The sequence below is a fragment of the Paraburkholderia acidipaludis NBRC 101816 genome, assembly GCF_000684975.1.
Taxonomy (GTDB): Bacteria; Pseudomonadota; Gammaproteobacteria; order Burkholderiales; family Burkholderiaceae; genus Paraburkholderia; species Paraburkholderia acidipaludis.
In genome coordinates this window covers 87156-104612 of the sequence record NZ_BAXZ01000017.1, presented here as the reverse complement: position 1 = coordinate 104612, position 17457 = coordinate 87156, and the positions used below count along the sequence as shown (strand labels likewise).

At 60.0% G+C, this 17457-nt stretch carries 17 protein-coding genes; 12 read left to right on the top strand and 5 right to left on the bottom strand.

The window, feature by feature from the left end; translation table 11 throughout:
• Window positions 1-28: 28 nt before the first annotated feature.
• The 5 genes from BAC01S_RS19265 (at window position 29) to BAC01S_RS19245 (ending at window position 3612) form a co-directional block, all read left to right on the top strand.
• A complete protein-coding gene (locus BAC01S_RS19265) occupies window positions 29-775 on the top strand; it encodes an SDR family NAD(P)-dependent oxidoreductase (protein ID WP_027796230.1) in 747 nt (248 codons plus the stop codon).
• A gap of 25 nt (window positions 776-800) precedes the next feature.
• Window positions 801-1304, top strand: coding sequence for a DUF3237 domain-containing protein (locus BAC01S_RS19260; protein ID WP_052408795.1), 504 nt, complete (start codon window positions 801-803; stop codon window positions 1302-1304).
• A gap of 18 nt (window positions 1305-1322) precedes the next feature.
• Window positions 1323-1724, top strand: a complete 402-nt coding sequence (locus BAC01S_RS19255) for a nuclear transport factor 2 family protein (protein WP_027796228.1) — start codon at window positions 1323-1325, stop codon at window positions 1722-1724.
• Window positions 1725-1963: 239 nt separating this feature from the next.
• A complete protein-coding gene (locus tag BAC01S_RS19250) occupies window positions 1964-2809 on the top strand; it encodes an alpha/beta fold hydrolase (protein WP_027796227.1) in 846 nt (281 codons plus the stop codon).
• A gap of 53 nt (window positions 2810-2862) precedes the next feature.
• Window positions 2863-3612: an SDR family NAD(P)-dependent oxidoreductase gene (locus BAC01S_RS19245; RefSeq protein ID WP_027796226.1), complete on the top strand. Its 750-nt coding sequence runs from the start codon at window positions 2863-2865 to the stop codon at window positions 3610-3612.
• A gap of 268 nt (window positions 3613-3880) precedes the next feature.
• On the opposite strand, the gene BAC01S_RS31910 is transcribed toward BAC01S_RS19245, so the two are convergent.
• On the bottom strand, window positions 3881-4720 hold the full coding sequence (locus BAC01S_RS31910; RefSeq protein ID WP_052408794.1) for a hypothetical protein: 840 nt from the start codon (window positions 4718-4720) through the stop codon (window positions 3881-3883).
• Between the two features lie 196 nt (window positions 4721-4916).
• Between BAC01S_RS31910 and BAC01S_RS33360 the strand changes: the two genes are divergently transcribed.
• From BAC01S_RS33360 to BAC01S_RS31895, 6 genes are all read left to right on the top strand, one after another.
• Window positions 4917-6605 carry an ABC transporter substrate-binding protein gene (locus BAC01S_RS33360; protein WP_052408793.1) on the top strand — a complete coding sequence of 563 codons (1689 nt, stop codon included), beginning with the start codon at window positions 4917-4919 and terminating at the stop codon, window positions 6603-6605.
• 298 nt (window positions 6606-6903) lie between these two features.
• Window positions 6904-7971 (top strand): type II asparaginase, encoded by a 1068-nt coding sequence (locus tag BAC01S_RS19230; RefSeq protein ID WP_027796225.1) that lies wholly within the window; start codon window positions 6904-6906, stop codon window positions 7969-7971.
• A 191-nt stretch (window positions 7972-8162) separates the two neighbouring features.
• Window positions 8163-9557, top strand: coding sequence for an MFS transporter (locus BAC01S_RS31900; RefSeq protein WP_218001726.1), 1395 nt, complete (start codon window positions 8163-8165; stop codon window positions 9555-9557).
• A 61-nt stretch (window positions 9558-9618) separates the two neighbouring features.
• Window positions 9619-10620: a LysR family transcriptional regulator gene (locus BAC01S_RS19220; protein ID WP_027796224.1), complete on the top strand. Its 1002-nt coding sequence runs from the start codon at window positions 9619-9621 to the stop codon at window positions 10618-10620.
• The gene (locus BAC01S_RS19215) at window positions 10598-12013 is read left to right on the top strand and encodes an aspartate ammonia-lyase (RefSeq protein WP_027796223.1); all 1416 of its coding nucleotides are present in this window, start codon (window positions 10598-10600) and stop codon (window positions 12011-12013) included. The genes BAC01S_RS19220 and BAC01S_RS19215 overlap by 23 nt, the downstream gene beginning before the upstream one ends.
• A 64-nt stretch (window positions 12014-12077) precedes the next feature.
• Window positions 12078-12581 carry a prolyl-tRNA synthetase associated domain-containing protein gene (locus BAC01S_RS31895; protein ID WP_052408792.1) on the top strand — a complete coding sequence of 168 codons (504 nt, stop codon included), beginning with the start codon at window positions 12078-12080 and terminating at the stop codon, window positions 12579-12581.
• A 117-nt stretch (window positions 12582-12698) separates the two neighbouring features.
• On the opposite strand, the gene BAC01S_RS19205 is transcribed toward BAC01S_RS31895, so the two are convergent.
• From BAC01S_RS19205 to tyrS, 4 genes are all read right to left on the bottom strand, one after another.
• The gene (locus BAC01S_RS19205; RefSeq protein WP_027796222.1) at window positions 12699-13004 is read right to left on the bottom strand and encodes a hypothetical protein; all 306 of its coding nucleotides are present in this window, start codon (window positions 13002-13004) and stop codon (window positions 12699-12701) included.
• A 592-nt stretch (window positions 13005-13596) separates the two neighbouring features.
• Window positions 13597-14106: an AAA family ATPase gene (locus tag BAC01S_RS19200; protein WP_027796221.1), complete on the bottom strand. Its 510-nt coding sequence runs from the start codon at window positions 14104-14106 to the stop codon at window positions 13597-13599.
• A 215-nt stretch (window positions 14107-14321) separates the two neighbouring features.
• Window positions 14322-15125: a hypothetical protein gene (locus BAC01S_RS19195; RefSeq protein ID WP_027796220.1), complete on the bottom strand. Its 804-nt coding sequence runs from the start codon at window positions 15123-15125 to the stop codon at window positions 14322-14324.
• Window positions 15126-15356: 231 nt separating this feature from the next.
• Window positions 15357-16676 (bottom strand): tyrosine--tRNA ligase, encoded by a 1320-nt coding sequence (tyrS, locus tag BAC01S_RS31890; protein WP_043202813.1) that lies wholly within the window; start codon window positions 16674-16676, stop codon window positions 15357-15359.
• Between the two features lie 441 nt (window positions 16677-17117).
• Between tyrS and BAC01S_RS31885 the strand changes: the two genes are divergently transcribed.
• Window positions 17118-17366, top strand: coding sequence for a hypothetical protein (locus BAC01S_RS31885; protein WP_043202811.1), 249 nt, complete (start codon window positions 17118-17120; stop codon window positions 17364-17366).
• The last annotated feature ends 91 nt before the right edge of the window (window positions 17367-17457 follow it).

The window sequence follows — 17457 nt, the reverse complement described above, 5'->3', positions numbered from 1 at the left end:
CGGAACCCCACCAGCGAGGAGACGCAACATGAATAACGCACCCGTCGTACTCATCACCGGCGCACTGTCCGGTATTGGCCGCGCCACGGCGTTTGCCTTTGCCCGCGACAAGGCGCGCGTCGTGCTTGCCGGCCGCCGGGCGGAAGTCGGCGAGAAGCTCGCGGAAGAGCTGCGCGCAACCGGCATCGAAGCCGAATTCATCCAGGCCGACGTTCGCTATGAAGAACAGGTCGAAGCGCTTGTCCAGGGGACCCTTGCACGCTTCGGTCAACTCGACATCGCGGTCAACGCGGCCGGCGTGGAAGGCGAATCCGGCCCGGTCACGGAGCAGACCCCCGAGCGCTACGCCGCCGTCTTCGACGCCAACGTGCTCGGCACCCTGCTGGCGATGAAGCACGAACTGCGCGCGATGACCGCCCGGCAGGGCGGCAGCATCGTCAACGTGTCGTCGACGATGGGGCTGCGCGGGGCGGCCGGCATGTCCCTCTACACGGCCAGCAAGCATGCCGTCGAAGGCCTCACGAAGTCTGCGGCGCTGGAAGCGGCCGCATCCGGCGTTCGGGTGAATGCCGTCGCGCCCGGCCCCATCGACACGGAGATGCTCACCCGGCTGACCGGCACCGGCGAACGCAAAGCCGCCATGCTCTCGGGCGTTCCGCTCAAACGCGCCGGAACGCCCGAGGAAATCGCCGAGGCCATTGTCTTCGTCGGATCGGGCAGGGCCAGCTACATGACCGGCGAAGTGCTGCGCGTCAACGGCGGCAGGACCGCCTGAACCCGTCTCACGACTGGAGAACATCATGCCCCTGAGCCATACGCCCCAATTCGACGATCTTCCCCCGGTCATGAAGCAAGTCCGGACCCGGCCATTGTTCGTGGTCCGTCTGGGCGTCAAGCCCATCGTCACGATCGGTCAGACGCCGGACGCCTTGCGACGCGTCGGCATCGTCGAGTCCGGCACGTTCCACGGCGACCGGCTTACCGGTGCCGTGCTGGACGGCAGCAACGACTGGCAGACCGTGCGCGGCAACACCGGCACGACGCACGATGTGCGCCTCACGCTGCGCACCGACGACGGCGTCAATCTCCTGATGTCATACCGCGGCGTCCGGCACGGACCGGCCGACGTGATCCAGCGCCTGGAACGGGGGGAAGTCGTCGACCCCGAAAGCTATTACTTCCGCATCAACCCCGTGTTCGAAGCGCCGGCCGGGCGCTACGAATGGCTTAACGGCATCCTGGCCGTCGGCCTCGGCCACCGCTTTGCCTACGGCCCCGTGTACAGCGTATTTGAAGTGCTCTGACTCTCACTGGAGAACAACATGGCCACAACCACCCCCGCAGAGAACAAGGCGCTGCTCCTCGAAGCCTTCGAAACGCTGTTCAACCGGCGCGACTACGCCGCCGCCGAACGCTTCTGGTCGGATTCCTATATCCAGCACAGCGCGCACATTGCGCCCGGACGCGAAGGTCTGTTCGACCTGATCCGTGCCTTGCCCGACACTTTGCGCTACGAGAACCAGCTCGTGGTGGCCGAGGGCGACTACGTGATCGCGCACGGCAGGTTTTCCGGAAACGGAAGGCCAACCGCGTGGATTGCCGCCGATATCGTCCGCTTCGAAGACGGCAGGCTGGCAGAACACTGGGACGTGCTGCAGGACGAGGCCAGCGCGGCGCAGTCGGTGAGCGGCCTGCCCATGTTCGGTGAACGTTTTCCGTCCTGACTTTTCCATCCTGATTCGCGCCGGCAAGCGGCAGTCGCGCACGACCCATGCCCGAGAGGCATGACCGCTTGCCTGCAAAGTCTTTTTCCTGTTGCCGGTCAACGCATACATTACCCATCAACAGGCGCCGCCGCACGAGATCATCAGGCAGGCGACTGGATTGGAAAAGGCAGTACCCCATGCATCCCGGACATACCGGAAAGCCAATCGCTCAACGCCTATCAGCAAGGACAACGATCATGACCCGCCATACCCACCACACCGCGCCGACGCAGTACGTGGACGCAAACGGCATCCGCTTCGCCTATCGCCGCTTCGGCAATCGCGCGGGCGTTCCGCTCGTCATGAACATCCACTTCACCGGCACCATGGATCACTGGGATCCCGCCGTGACCGAGGGCCTCGCCGCCGGGCGTGAAGTCATCCTCTTCAACAACGCCGGTATTTCGAGCAGCTCGGGCCGTGTTCCCGAATCGATCGAGGAAATGGCCGCCCATGCTGCCGCGTTCATCCGTGCGCTCGGCCTCGAACAGGTCGACGTGCTGGGTTTCTCGATGGGAGGCCTGATTGCCCAGACCCTTGCCATTGCGGAGCCCACGCTGGTTCGCCGCCTGATCCTCGTTGGCACGGGCCCGCGCAGCGGAGAAGGCATGGCCTCGCTGACACCCGAAGCCCAGGAAATTTTCGGCGCGACCTATGCCGAACCGGACCATCTCTGGCTGCGCGTGCATTTCTCACCCTCCGAAGCCAGCCAGGCAGCCGGGCTGGCGTTTCTCGAACGCTTGCGCCGTCGCACGGAAAACCGGGATCCGGCCGCCGACGAAGCCGTGGCACCGGCCCAGCTCGCGGCGCTCGCCAAATGGGGCAAGCCGCAAGACAACCCATACGCTTACCTCTCGGCACTCGGTCAGCCGACCCTGGTGGTGAATGGCGACAACGACGTGATCATCTACACGGTCAACTCGCTGATCTTGCGCCAGCACATTCCGAATGCCCAGTTGATCATTTACCCGGATGCCAATCACGGTTCGCTCTATCAATACCCCGAGCGTTTCGTGGAAGACGTTTCCCGCTTCCTTTCCTGAGTCGTAAGTCGATACACCCGCATTTTCAACATGCAATTCAAGGAGAATTAATCGTGAGTACTAATCTTAATGGAAAAACTGCCCTCGTCACGGGCGCTTCGCGCGGCATTGGCCGTGCCACCGCCCTGGCCCTGGCTGCTGCAGGCGCGCGCGTGCTCGTGCATTTCGGCAGCGACGAACAGGCTGCGAATTCGGTGGTCGAGACGATCCGTGCATCGGGCGGTTCGGCCGACAAGGTCGCGGCAGACCTGAGCACTGCGAACGGCCCGCATGAACTGGCACGTCAGGTACGCGCACTGGTCGGCGAGCGCCTCGACATTCTCGTTGCCAATGCCGGCATCTCGAAGGCCTCGCCCATCGCTGAAACGACGGTCGAGGACTTCGACCGCCTGTTCGCCGTCAACGTGCGCGCACCGTACTTCCTCGTTCAGCAACTGCTGCCCGTGCTGGGGGAAGGCAGCAGCGTGGTCCTGCTTTCCTCCCTGGCTGCCCGCAATGCGGTTGGCAACCTGTCGGCCTACGCCGCGACCAAGGGCGCGATCGACACGCTGGTCAGGCACTTCGCCGCCTCGCTCGGCGAGCGCGGCATCCGCGTGAACGCCGTCGCGCCCGGCGTCGTCGAGACCGACATGTCGAACTTCGCCAGGACCGATGCCGGGCGCGACTTCACGCTCGGCATGCAGGCCCTCAAGCGCGTGGCGCAGCCCAACGACATTGCGGGCGCAGCCCTGTTCCTCGCATCCGACGCGGCGCGTTGGGTAACGGGCGACACGCTGCGTGTCGACGGCGGCTCGAAGCTCTGACACCCACGGAGGCGGCCATGACCCACGCAACCGGCCCGATCGTTCCTGCGACTCGCTGGGAGGAAAAATACGCGAACCTGGTCCGGCATCGACTGGAGCGCGACCGGCGTTTGCCGACCCGGAGCCGTCCTTTGGGCTGCTGCAAAGCTCGAAACGCTCGGAGCTCAAGGCCGCGGGTCTCTGCAAACGGAGGTCGTCGTGCTTTAACAGCCAGAAGACCAACCTGCCAGCAGACGCTTATGGCCGATACGCTCCAAGTGGCAAAGGGTCAGCGCTCTGAAAACGGGTCGTGCGGACCTTCCCCGGCATACTTTCCATTTCCTCGCGTCGGGTATGACGACCTTCTGCGCGCCACTCGGCCACAGTCGCGTTCGCGATAGAGCGTGTCACGATAACTACCGTGCGCCGATAGCACGATCAGCGCGCTGATGAATGGTGTTATCACCAGACCCCGCACGATCATTGGCACGAGCGGTGCAGCGAGTACATCAGCAACCAGTAGCAGTGCATAACACAGTGCAATCGGCCAGTTACGCAGCGCGGCACGCAGGCTCGTCGTCATCGCTTCAAGCGCAGAACAACGATGCAAAACAATCAGCGCCGGCGCGAACCAGACGGCTGCAATCACGACAGCCAAAGCCAGGTCGTTCGCGGCGAGTGCGAAAGCACTCGTCCACCATGCCGGGCTGGCGAGCTTGATCGCGCGCGACAGCAGATTGCCGATGCACAGGATCGCCGCGATCCAGAGCGCGAGCGCAAACAACGCGTCGCGTTGGCGCACGACGCTATCCAGCGTTTCGCGGGCCGCCGATCGGGTCGCAATACTCCGGTACTTCTGCATCGGCATCGTCGCGCCCGCCAGTACCGGAACAAGCAGCGTGGCCAGTGTCTGGAGCTGCATACACAGTTCCAGCGCGGTCGCGAGATCGGCGCTCAAGAGAATGGTTGCGAGCCAGACCCCTGGTTGCTCGCGGGCGGCGCACCAACCTTCCGCGAGCCACACACGGATTCGCGAAACAGCCTCGCGGTAAGCGCGAAGCGGCTTGCGCCCGTTATCGGCCGATGCCGATGCAGTCCTCAGATTGAGGCCCAGCCTGTGCTGATTCATGACCCGTTCCTTTGTGACGGCGAAAGCGGAGACCACCCCTCGCTCGATGCCTTCGCGGCATGGCTCAAGGCCCGTCAGCCCGGCTCGCCAACTCTTCGGCACTCCTTCGTTGCACGAGTGATCGGACGCGTAGACATCGTGCAGGAAAAAGCGGAAGATAAAAACGGATGGTGCTAAAAATTTAATTTCCTCTTTTATGCGGCTCGTCGACCAGTTCCAGACACTTCACGCCTTTATGGAAAAACGGGGCAGTCAGCCGGGATTACCCGCGCTGGCTGGCGCCCTGCATACCAGCGAGCGCAACGCACGCCTGTTGCTGCGCAAGATGGCGGAGCGAGGCTGGCTGCACTGGGAAGCAGCGCGAGGTCGGGGAAACTTCTCTCGCTTGCAGATGCTCGCATCGCCACAACAGCTGGCGCTCGATCGTCTATCGGACCTGCTGGCGCAGGGTGAACTGGAGGAGGCATTTGCGAGCCTCGATGGCGAACAACGTCAACTGCTTTCGGCCCGGCTTCCGGATTTCCTGCACGTGCGCAGCGCCGGTGACTCGCGCAACCGGCTTCGCATACCGCTGCAGCGCAATGTGGCAGGGCTCGATCCTTACGACGCCGGAGCGATTCTCGAACTCCATCTGGTTCGGCAGATTTTTTCGACGCTGACCGCGTTCGACAAAGAGACTCAGCGTCTTGTCCCTGCGCTAGCTCACCATTGGGAATCGGAGAACGACGGGAAAGTCTGGCACTTCTGGCTAAGGCCGGGCGTCCGGTTCCACGATGGAAGCGAACTGGAACCTGAGGACGTGCGACAGACGTTGTTACGCATGCGCGACAGAAAGGGCCATTTTCAGGGCCTGTACCGGCATCTTCGGTCCGTTGAAGTCGGTAGCGGCAGACGAGTCACCTGCCATCTTGGAAGCACGGATTTTTTGTGGCCCCATTGCCTTGCTTCGGCAAACGCGTCGATCATCCCGCGCGAGCGGCGCAGCGACTTCTCTTCGATGCCGATTGGCAGCGGCCCATTCAAGTTGATCCGCCGTAGCGAGTACCGTCTTACCCTGGCGGCGTTCGACGACTACTATCGTGAGCGGGCACTACTGGACGAAATCGATCTTTGGGTGATCTCGCAAGCAGAATCGACCGATGAGTTTGACGTGCATTTCGGTGCTGCGGGTGTGAGCTCCGGCACGCGAAACACGATGGCCCAGGTGCTGACCGGCTGCGCTTTTATCGTATGCAATGCTACCCGGCCGATATTGAGAACCGCGGCGCGGCGATTGGCGCTCGCGAACTGGCTTGCGCCGGCCGTGATGATCGGAAGCCACAACGTTTCCTGGCAACCCGCATCGGGACTACTGCCAACATGGGATCATCGAGTCGCCGTTCCCGGCCGTCGCCCTCGTATAGCCGGGCGCACGAGTCTCACGATGGTGACGATAGGGGACAACAACAAGATGGCGTTGGCCAACGCAATAGGGGACCGCCTGAACGCGGCACAGATCGAGTTGAACGTGGTTTCGTTGACCTGCGATGAGTTCGCCCGGAAAGACTGGCTCGACTCCGCTGACCTGGTGCTCTGCAACGAAGCACTCGAAGATGACGAAGACCTGGGCTGCTACGAGTGGTTTTCGGGAGAAAACATGTTTCGGCAATGGATGCCGGCGGGGCGCCAGCGCATCATCGACGAACAATTGCAAACGATACGCGCCATGGCGGACACCGCGGATCGTATGGCCCAATATGCAGCAATCGGCAGATCGATCGTGCAGGAAGGCTGGGCTATCCCCATTGCCCACGACGTCCGGCATGTTCAGATCGAATCGCACGTTTCCGGGGCCAGGGAGATTCCGTTTGGCCTCGTGTCGTTTGCCGAACTCTGGTTACGGTGAACAACGCTTGAACGTTGAGGGTCGTGCAAGCCTCGCATTGGCGAGAGCACGCCTGGCAACTCGAAGCTATGAGCGCCTGCCAAAAAATCCTGGGCAGCGGCCTGACCGGGCGCCATGAATGCGCGTACCTTCATCTTCCGTACACCACACTATCAATTTCTCTAATGGTGCCGCATGCCTGATTTGATTTCCTGAATGTGTCACTACACTCGTCTTCAGCGATACGCCAATTTAGATGGCTATCCGGCGTTTCACTCTTCTAATCTGGAGACGTTCTGTGAGAGACAACCACGCTCTTATGAGCCACTATTTACGCCGGCTTTTAGCCGGTCTTGCGCTCTGCCTGATGTCGGTGGCTCCGGCCGTTGCACAATCCACATCTTCCGGGGAATTGCCCCACGTTGCAGTATTGGCAACCGGCGGTACGATCGCCGGTACAGCGGGGAGTGAGACGCAAACCACAGGTTACAAGCCAGGCGTACTGACGGCTGACGCGCTTCTCAAATCCGTACCGTCACTGGGCAAGATTGCGCAGGTGTCCGGAGAACAGATTTCGAACGTCGGCAGTGAGAACATCACCAACGATATCCTTCTGAAACTGGCCAAACGCGTGAATCAGCTTCTGGCTCAACCGGATATCGCGGGTGTCGTGGTGACTCACGGCACCGACACCCTCGAGGAAACCGCATATTTCCTCGATCTTGTCGTCAAGAGCGACAAGCCTGTGGTAGTCACGGGATCGATGCGACCGTCGACAGCGATCAGTGCCGACGGCCCGAGCAACCTCCTGCAGGCAGTCACGGTCGCCGCTTCGCCGGACGCGCGCGGCCGCGGCGTGATGATCGTGCTGAACGACCGTATCGGCTCGGCGCGCTACACCACGAAGACCAATGGCACCACGCTGGACACATTCAAGGGAAACGATGCCGGCTACCTGGGCACGCTGGTAGACGAGGTTCCGCACTTCGAAACGTCCGTGTTGAAGCGCAACACCACTTCGACGCCGTTTGACGTGTCGAAGCTCGATTCGCTGCCGGAAGTCGATATCGTCTACGGCTACCAGAACGACGGCGGATACATGTACGACGCCGCAGTTGCGCACGGCGCGAGGGGCATTGTCGTCGCGGGAGTGGGAGCAGGCAGCGAATCGCTTCTTTCCCTTCCCTCGATCAAGAAGGCGATTGCCGAGGGTGTGATCGTGGTTCGCTCTTCGCGGACAGGGGGCGGATTCATACCGGAAGATCCAGCCTACGTGGGTCTTCTCGGTGACGACCTGAACCCCCAAAAGGCCCGGATTCTCCTGATGCTCGCGCTTACGGTAACCAAAGACCCGTCACGTATCCAGGCAATGCTTCACGAATTTTGAAGCGTCGTCGCCGGTTCAGACGCGGCGGTGCTTTCGCCGCCGCGGCGCGCTACTTCAGCCACCGCGTGACATAGTATTAGAGTTGTTGATACTGCTGCCGGACATGCTGTTTTCTTGAATCTGACTCCCTACACTGGTTTCTGAAGGCGCAAGCAGGCGCCTCGCCGATAACCAGAGTTCAGGAGACGAAAGTGAGCAGGCCGATATTGATGGAGGATGTTCCGCTGCGCGGTTTCCACTTGCGTGTGGCGTTCAGCGGTACAGGCGGACAGTTCAGCGACGGCTTCGTGCTGGGTATTATCGGAATCGCCGTGAGCATGGCTGCCGGCGCACTTCATCTGAACGCGATCTGGATGGGGGCGCTCGGCGCGGCGTCACTTGCCGGCCTCTTTTTCGGAAGCATGTTTGCCGGTCCCGTGGCGGATCGATATGGCCGACGCACCATTTTCGCCTTCGACATGCTGCTCTTCGCGGCGATATCCGCAGCACAATATTTTGTGACGTCGCCGACCCAGCTGCTTGTGCTGCGCGTACTGCTTGGGCTCATTCTCGGCGCCGACTACGTCGTGAGCAAGTCGCTCGTCACGGAGTTCGCTCCACGCCGCTATCGCGGCCGTCTCCTGAGTGTGCTCGCAGCGGCCTGGGCGGCGGGTTATGTTTGTGCGTACCTCGCGGGCTTTGCCATTCGTGATATCGGCCCCGACGCATGGCGGATCATGCTGGCGGCCAGCGGACTGCCGGCACTGCTGATCCTGCCTTTGCGTCTCGGCGTACCCGAGTCGCCCATGTGGCTGATGAAACGCGGTCGTGAAAACGAGGCGCTGGAAATCATTCGTGCAAAGTTCGGACCACAGACCATTCTGCCTGCATCGACGGCTGCGCCCCAGCGACGTCGTGGTGCGTGGTCGGAACTGTTCTCGGCCCGCTGGAGAAAGAACACCCTGGTCGGCTGCGTCTTCTACGCGTGCCAGGTCATTCCGTACTTTGCGCTCGGCACGTTTTCTCCCAAGGTTCTGCAAGCCTTGCAGGTCAAGGACGGTTTTGTCGGAGGCCTTGTCTATAACTTGCTGCTCTTCGCCGGAGCCATCTTCGGACTGCTGATCGCCGACAGGATCTCGCGCCGCGCATTTCTCATTGGCAGCTTCTATCTTGCTGCAATCGGACTGGCGGTGCTTGCCTATGCCGGATTCGGGCCGGTCGGCACCATACTCGCATTCGGCATTTTCGCCTGCATTCTCTCGGCCGCGGCGAACCTCGAATTCGTCTATCCGCCGGAGCTTTTCCCGACCCACCTGCGTGCGTCGGGCGTAGGGTTGGCCGTTGCCTCCAGCCGGTTCGGTTCCGCGATCAGTACGTTCCTCCTGCCCGTGGCCGTGCAGCAGGTTGGCATTCACGCTGCGCTCGGTGCGTGCGTGGCCGTATTGGTGTTCGGTGGCGTGTTCTGTCATTTGTTCGCACCGGAAACCGGCAGAGAGAGTCTTTCGGATATGGGTTCTGGTCACGGCAGCAACGAGCCGGCGGCGGACGGTGGCCAGAACGTGAGCCTGCACACAGCCGCACATCGCAACGGAAACCCGGGCGTTTGACGCGCCGACCGGCGCCGGCGCTCCAGACAACGTTCGCTGGCTGCAACTTTGGGAGTCCATTGTGTTGTCGAACAAGCCAATTGATATGTACGCGGTACAGGTCTTCGTCGCGGTCGCGGAGGAAGGCAGCATGTCGGGGGCGGCCGCGCGCATGGGAATTTCCCAATCGGGAGTCTCGCAGATCATCCGCCAACTGGAAGACGAACTGGGCGTCGTGCTGGTCAATCGCACGACGCGTCCCCTCGCGTTGACGCCGTACGGCATCGCGTTGAGGAATCGTGGAGCAGTCCTCAGCGAGGAGATCGCCAATCTGAAGGCCCAGGTCGTCGAAGCAGGGCGAGGCATCAAGCCTGATCTTCGCATCGGATTTGTCGATTCGTTTGCGGCCACCTGCGGCTCGGCTTTTACGAAGCGGTTGCTGGAGAAGGTATCGCAACTGTCCATCCGCACGGGATTGAGTCCGCAGCAAGGCGAAGCGTTGCTACGGCGCGATCTGGATCTCATCGTCACGAGCGACGCGCTGATGGATGCCAATGACGTAGTGCGCTTCTGGCTCCTGTCCGAGAAGTACCTTGTCATCACGCCCCGGGATTTCCGCATGTCGGTCCGAACCGTGGAGGACATCCGGGCCCTGGCCAATGCATTGCCCATCGTGCGCTTTAACCGGAAATCGCAGGTCGGCACGCAGATCGAGCGCTATCTGCGTCGAATCGAAGTGCGCACGCCGACCAGGCTGGAGCTCGACAACGCCGACGCGCTCACTTCGATGGTGGCCGAAGGCATCGGATGGGCTGTGACTTCGCCGATGTGCCTGCTTCAAGGCGCGGCTTATGCAGGTCACGTGGCCACCCACGTTGTCGACAGGCTGGGCCTCGAACGATCGCTGTACCTGGTAGCGCGGCGCGACGAATACAGCGCCTTCTTCGAAGATGCGTGCGATACGGCATCTGAGGTAATCGAAACGTCATTCCTGCCGCGCGTGAGAAAAGCACTCGGTCAGGAAATCGAACAATTGATTGATGTTGGAAACAGGAACTCAAATGAACAGTCAAGCCAAAGCTGAAACACGTATCGAACGCGACTACGTTGGTGCAGTTGATATCCCGCTCGGGAAATTGTATGGCGTCAACTCGGTAAGGGGCGTGGACAACCTGACGGTTTCGCCGCTCAGCATTGCTCACTATCCGGCGTTTCCGGTGGCCTTTGCGCAGTGCAAATGGGCGGCGGCGCTCGCGAACCGCGACAACGATGTGATCACGCCGGAACAATGCGACGCAATCAGCCGGGCGTGTCAGGAAATCATCGAAGGCAGGTTTGGCGACTCCCTGATTGTCGATCTGCTCGAGGGCTCGGGGGGAACCTCGACGAACATGAACTTCAACGAGGTGATCGCCAACCGGGCGCAGCAGCTTTTAGGTCACGAGCCCGGCTCGTACGACGTGATCCATCCCAACGATCATGTGAACCGCTCGCAGTCCACAAATGACGTATATCCGGCCGCGCTGAAGATTGCGACATACGCGATGCTCGGACCGCTCATCGCGGAAGTGGAAAAGCTGGCCATGCAGTTCGAGAGCAAGGCTGTCGAGTTTGCCAACATCCTCCACCTCGGCCGCACGTGCCTGCAGGATGCGCAGCCGATGCGCCTCGGTCAGCTTTTCGGCGGTTACGCGTCGCTTGCACGACGTCTGGCGGAAGAATTGACGGCGATGCGCGACAAGCTGCGAATACTGCCGCTAGGGGGTACGGCGATTGGTACGGGCTTTGGCGCGCCCGCCGGGTATCGATCCGCCGTCTACAGGCACCTTTCGGATATCGCAGGCGTCGAGTACGTCGCGCCGGAAAATTCGTTCGATGCGATGCAGAACATGGACGTGTTCTCGCGTGTTTCAGGCGAGCTCCGTACCTGTGCGGCGTCCATCGCAAAAATTGCATCGGACCTGACGGTTCTTTCGTCTGGTCCCGTGGGCGGAATTGGGGAGCTGCGCCTGCCGGAGGCGCAGGCCGGTTCCTCGATCATGCCGGGCAAGGTGAACCCCGTTCTGCCGATGGCCGTGATCCAGCTGAGTTTCGCGGTCATTGGCAATGACGTCGCGGTGGCTCAGGCTGTTCAGTACGGAGAGCTCGAAATCAACCACTTCGAGCCTGTCGTGGCGTCGCGTGTGTTCGACAGCATCATGCTGCTGACCAACGGAATCGAGCGCTTCACGCAGAAGTGTGTTGCCGGCATCACCGCAGACGTGGCGTGCAATGAGCGACATCTGATGGATTCGATGGCTGTGGCGACGGCGCTCGTTCCAAAACTTGGATATGCTCGTGTCAGCAAACTGGCGCGTCAGTCGGTTGCGGAAGGTCGCCCGCTGGTGCAGATTCTCGACGAATCTGGCCTGTTGTCGCGCGACGATACCCTGTTGGCGATCAATGCGGCCTCGTATCCGGTTTTTGAGCCGCGGTGATCGGCTCCTGGCCGGCCGGGCGAGGTCACGGCCGGCCTTTGCAATATTCTGGATCGAACGGGAAATGATAGAGAGAGACGAATTGCTCGAGCTTCTCGAGCGGCAGAACGTGGCGTTTGAATGTGAGTACCATGAACAGGTGCTCAACATGGCGGAATCCGGGGCGCTCGAGCTTTCGCTCGACGGTGCGCGCTGCAAGAATCTTTTGCTACAGGATAAACAGGGAGGTTTATACCTCGTTGTCACGACCGCGCATAAATCGCTGGACCTGTCCGCAGTTGCGAGGACGCTGAACAGCAAACGTCTGTCGTTCGCTTCGGCCGATTGCCTTTTCGATCTGCTTGGAGTTCGGCCTGGCTCGCTGAGCCCACTCGCCTTGGTCAATGACCGCGCTCATGGTGTTCGCCTCGTGATCGACAACGACCTGGCGCACGAGCCGGTCTTTTTGTTTCATCCGCTCGATAGCACGGTGACGATCGCGTTGTCGAGGCGGGGTCTTGAGGATTTTCTGCAGAGCATGGGTCACGCGCCGTCGTGGCATACCCTTGAGGCGAGGCAGGCGGGTTGAAGCGTCAGCTCATGCCGGCCGCGATCGGGATGTGGGAGGCGCAAATCGAGGGCGGCCGTTCACCGTTTCAGAGAGCAGACGCTTGTCGGTTCGGGTTCTCCCAGTATCTAGCCCGCGTCAAGGTTTTTGGGTGTAACTGAGCACCTGATTTACGTACGGGGATCGCCGACCGTTAACCTGCAACATATCTTGAGTCGCAATTGCGTCCTGTTGCGAATGGGATACGCAGATCTTCAGAAGGTCTGATGGATCGTCAGTCTTAGTCAGCGTTAGACCATAACAGTCATGCTTACCGTGAACGATGTATTTGTCGGTCACCGTAAATGTCGCGGCATACGGGATGCCTATCATCTGATTCATCACATTGGCAGAGCCGCCTATTGCAGCAAATACAAGCAGCGCCGCACCGATCAAGCTCGCCATCCATGAGTCCGAACGGCCAAACGTGCGTTCTGGTCCCGAGCGTAGCTTGTACGATCGGCCAACTAGTGCCGATTGAAATTTCCATGCGGTGAAAAGTCCAACAGGAATTGCGATCGGTAAGCTCCTATACCAATAGCCGCTACTGATCTTGAATGCGATAGCGTCTGGCGATGCGATCCAGATGAGGACTACAAGGATTACACCGTATAAGAGGAATGCGCCGTTTGCACTGCGATTAGTTGACACGAATACGGAAGTGTTTGAATCCATTTCTCTTATTGTTCCTTGTGTCGAATAAGGACAAGGGCAGGAACCAAAGTAGCGCTCTCAATCGCGCCTGTCGGTCTCGACCGCCGTCATTACTGACCTGCTGACCGATTGTCGACGATCTGGAGCACAAAGTCGAATGACTCAAAGCAGCGGCTATCGCCCGACGCCCGAGCGCGAAGATCGCGTCGGGCGCTCAGTCCATGCAACGAGCATAAACGACCCTGAAGGGACGGTCGACTCGCTCGATAATGGACGCTCGGAGTCAAGGGCCGGTGGGGCGGCAAGTGGTCCAGCAAGCATCTCATCGAACTCTACGGCCTGGTCACGTGGCCAGAATGTTAGAGTTAAACACGGTGGCCGATGCAAGTTCGAGTTGTGTAGGGGCTTCGAATTCTGCCTCCATAAAATCAAACATGGCGGGCGAAACCTCAAACGAAAACGTTTCGCCCTTTTCGGAGTTCCTTCTCATAACCCGACTGCGGCGTATGTCATGCGGTGCAGTGACATAGTGAAGCTTGCTAAAAATGCCAGCGGCCCTGGCTTGTTCCGAAAACGCAGAGCGATTTCTAACCTTCATGAAACCGAGATCCAAAACGACGCATCCGCCATTTTTTGCGATCTGCTCGGCGATTCGCCAGATTTGATGCTCGCAGCGCTGTACTCGCTCCATGATCCAGCTCAAACTAATCGGATCTGGAAGGTCTGGCCCGTACAGCTGCGCCATCCACTCGTCAATCGAGAAGCGCGTCCCCTCGGATGTCGTTGCGAGGGTCCGCGAGTAAGAAGACTTGCCCGCGCCTTGCGGACCAAAAACAATGTGTATTTCTGCCATGAAGTCGCCTTCCTCTGTGTTGGCCGCCAAAATAACGTACGGCATATTACGCCGTATGCGTCACCGGTAGCACGCAATTGATTGCCGATTGTCAGCAATCTTGACCGCTTTATCGAGTGACTTTCCGTGGCCGCACTGGAGCGTTGCCGCTTCGCAGAGGCTCAACCAGCACCAGATTCGGCCGCACCCGACCGCGCGTTCCCCGCCGACTTCAGTCAGCGCGTCGCATCGTCTGGCTTGGGGCTTTTGGCCGTAACGAAGCGACTTTGTACAGCGACGAGTTGGTCGTCAGTGGTCGCCACCAGCCACAAATGCGCGTTCTCCGCAATTTGCCGGTTGTGGTCCTTCAACGGGCCCAGTGCGGTAGCGGCCTTCCAGACCACCGGGCCAATACGGCTGCTCCTGCCTGACGCCGCGCCTACCAGCAGGCAGTAAGGTCCAAGCGGAAGCGATACGAACGGTAGCGCCGGACTCGCGCGCACGCGCCAGTCGATGAAGGGTGTTTCACTGATAAGCAGCGGCATGGGCAAGCCGTAAAGCACACTGAAATCGTACAGTGCCAGATGCTCGCGCGTGGCCGCGTAAATACGCCGAATATCAGCGACAACCGCGGCGCGAATTTCATCCTCGAACATTGGCTCCTGCGCATAGCGGGCCAATGCCCCACGTGCGTCCAACTGATATGCGCTGAAGAGCCCGAGCTCGACGCAGTCCTGAACTGCACGCTGGACCTCCGCCACAGAGCCGGCGTCTTCTGGCTTGCCCAACTGCGCTGCCCGCAAGAACCGGGCAAGTCCCGCCTCCTGGATCACAGGGCCAGCCGCAGACGCATCCCCATCAGCGTCCTTATCGAGCGGTACATAGACATATTTTTCGGCCGCAAAGCGCGATTTCTTACCTTCATCAAACTTGATTTCGCCATCCATGCAGTCCAGATAGCGAGTACCGATGCGTCCATGCTCCCAGACCCAATTCTTCAGGAGCGGGCGTAATGGATGCAACGTGTCGTGGTCAGCCATTGAAACCTCCCAGTGCCTTCGCATAGTCCCACGTGGTCGCCTGTTCTGTCGAGGACACGGCAAGCGCGAAGTACCGTTCGTGACCGAGTCCGGGCCGACGGCGAACGCAGCAAAGCGACCCTAAGCCGCCGTCGGCGACGGTAGGGGCGAACGTCAAGTCATTCGCCAATCTCGGACCTTCGTATCCGCGTGGGAACAGGAAATGATCATGGCCGTCAACATTGTGGCGGCCTAGCGGGCACCTCCACTGCCATCGTTGCCGTGATCAGACTCGCTCAATACGATGAGAACGTGTCGTTTTCGACCAACCGACAAGCGAACTTGGGGCTGCATGCCAAACTCCGCTTCGGTCAGCTTCGCACCCACCCTACCGATAACTCCGCCTCCGATACGCACACCATTGCCGGCGATCAATCGGCGTGCATCGCTTTTCGAAGCAGCAAGACCCGCGTTGACAAGCAGGTCGACGATATAGATACCCGCTCCAAGTTCCTCTGCCGTGACTGACAGCGACGGTAGCCCTCCGGCATCCGTTCCCTCTTCAAACGCCAGTCTTGCTGTTTCTGCTGAGCGACGTGCTGCGTCGGCTCCATGAGCAAGCCGCGTTGCCTCGTCCGCGAGCCGCTTCTTGGCTTCATTGATTACTCGCAGGTCGGCGACCAAGTGAGTGATTTCGTCGAGCGAAAGGTCCGTGAACAGGCGCAGAAATCTGGCCACATCTCCGTCCTCGGTATTTCGCCAGAATTGCCAGTACTCGTATGGCGACAAACGATCGGCATTGAGCCAGACCGCGCCCGACGCGGTCTTGCCCATTTTGGCCCCGGAGGCGGTAGTCAGCAGCGGTACGGTCAATCCGAACACCTCCTTACCGTCGACCCGCCGGACGAGGTCCACGCCACTGACAATGTTGCCCCATTGGTCAGTACCTCCCAACTGCACACGGCAATCGATGCGGCGCGACAGCTCAACAAAGTCGTACGCTTGCAGCACCATGTAATTGAACTCAAGCAAGCTCAGCCCTTCTTGCCGATCCAGTCTGGACTTCACACTGTCGAACGACAACATTCGATTGACGGAAAAATGACGCCCGACATCGCGCAGCATGCCTAAATAGGAAAGTGAATCCAGCCACTCGGCGTTGTTGAACATGACTGCGTCCGTAGGACCATCGCCGAATTCAAGGTACTGGGAAAATGCCTTCCGGATTCCTGTAATGTTGATCGCTATCTGTTCGTCGGTTAGCATCGGGCGGGCTTCGGATCGGAAGCTCGGATCACCGATCCTCGTGGTGCCGCCACCTACCAGGACTATTGGCTTGTGACCGCACTGCTGCAAATGCCTGAGCGCCATGATCGCCATCAGATGGCCTACGTGCAAGCTGTCGGCTGTGGCATCGAACCCAAGATATACCGGAACGCAGCACTCATCGAACAGCGCATCTAAACCTTCGAGGTTCGTGCACTGATTGATATATCCGCGCTCGGTCAGGGTCCGTAGCGCGTTCGACCGGGAGGTCGGTTTATCTAACGAGGCATGGGAATTTGAGGCCATAGTCCTTTCCTTGGGGATAGCCGCAAGGTGGACTGATACAAAAACGCCGCCTTGTCGGCGGCGTTTGCTATACGTGACTCAACCGCGTCGCTCTAGAGGGAACGACGCGTAATAGGCGCGGAGGGTGTGCGAAGTTGAGTTCATAGCAACGATGCTAAGTTTCCCACCGGAATCTGTCAATCCCACCGGCCCATATCAAAGCCACGTCGGCGAACGTCCGTTTCACTCAGGGCCAGCGCCGCTAGTCCGCATTTCGCGAGCGGCCGCCGAGCACGGTCCGATGCTGAACCGACGATCCGATCCGACGTCAATGCGGTTGCATCGACCGGTTGAATCCGCCGCCCTGAGCGGACATCGCACCTTACTCGAAGCGGTCACTCTTCATGTTAGGCTAAGGAACTTACATGATGAATCTGTAATAGACACCGACGACCGGAGCAAATGGCTGACAGCGCATCCAAAATGGCACGACTTGCTGAGGAGTTCTTTGGCGGTCTAGCGAAGGGAGTGATGGTATTCGTGGGCGTAGCCATACTGATAGTGGCCCTGCTCTCAGGAGGGGGGGCGGATATCGTTGGTGGCACGTTGCCAACCACGCGAAAAGAATGGGGCTATTTTCTACTCATTATTCTAATATCCGTCGCAGGCTTCACCACCTTCCTTTGGTTGCGACGTTCCTTGAAGTTCTGACAAAGCTACGGCAAATCTCCTCACGTTTTGGAGGAGGCTATGACTGACCACTCATGGCCGACCAGAGCCCGACGACGGAGCGCCACGATCG

Excerpts from the sequence above, each read along its gene's own strand:
- BAC01S_RS19230 (WP_027796225.1), top strand. The coding sequence starts at position 6,904 with ATGAGCCACTATTTACGCCGGCTTTTAGCCGGTCTTGCGCTCTGCCTG.
- BAC01S_RS19260 (WP_052408795.1), top strand. The coding sequence starts at position 801 with ATGCCCCTGAGCCATACGCCCCAATTCGACGATCTTCCCCCGGTCATG.
- BAC01S_RS33360 (WP_052408793.1), top strand. The coding sequence starts at position 4,917 with ATGCGGCTCGTCGACCAGTTCCAGACACTTCACGCCTTTATGGAAAAA.
- BAC01S_RS19255 (WP_027796228.1), top strand. The coding sequence starts at position 1,323 with ATGGCCACAACCACCCCCGCAGAGAACAAGGCGCTGCTCCTCGAAGCC.
- BAC01S_RS19265 (WP_027796230.1), top strand. The coding sequence starts at position 29 with ATGAATAACGCACCCGTCGTACTCATCACCGGCGCACTGTCCGGTATT.
- BAC01S_RS19205 (WP_027796222.1), bottom strand. The coding sequence starts at position 13,004 with ATGGCGAGCTTGATCGGTGCGGCGCTGCTTGTATTTGCTGCAATAGGC.
- BAC01S_RS19250 (WP_027796227.1), top strand. The coding sequence starts at position 1,964 with ATGACCCGCCATACCCACCACACCGCGCCGACGCAGTACGTGGACGCA.
- BAC01S_RS31895 (WP_052408792.1), top strand. The coding sequence starts at position 12,078 with ATGATAGAGAGAGACGAATTGCTCGAGCTTCTCGAGCGGCAGAACGTG.
- BAC01S_RS31910 (WP_052408794.1), bottom strand. The coding sequence starts at position 4,720 with ATGAATCAGCACAGGCTGGGCCTCAATCTGAGGACTGCATCGGCATCG.
- BAC01S_RS19200 (WP_027796221.1), bottom strand. The coding sequence starts at position 14,106 with ATGGCAGAAATACACATTGTTTTTGGTCCGCAAGGCGCGGGCAAGTCT.
- tyrS (WP_043202813.1), bottom strand. The coding sequence starts at position 16,676 with ATGGCCTCAAATTCCCATGCCTCGTTAGATAAACCGACCTCCCGGTCG.
- BAC01S_RS19215 (WP_027796223.1), top strand. The coding sequence starts at position 10,598 with ATGAACAGTCAAGCCAAAGCTGAAACACGTATCGAACGCGACTACGTT.
- BAC01S_RS31885 (WP_043202811.1), top strand. The coding sequence starts at position 17,118 with ATGGCTGACAGCGCATCCAAAATGGCACGACTTGCTGAGGAGTTCTTT.
- BAC01S_RS19195 (WP_027796220.1), bottom strand. The coding sequence starts at position 15,125 with ATGGCTGACCACGACACGTTGCATCCATTACGCCCGCTCCTGAAGAAT.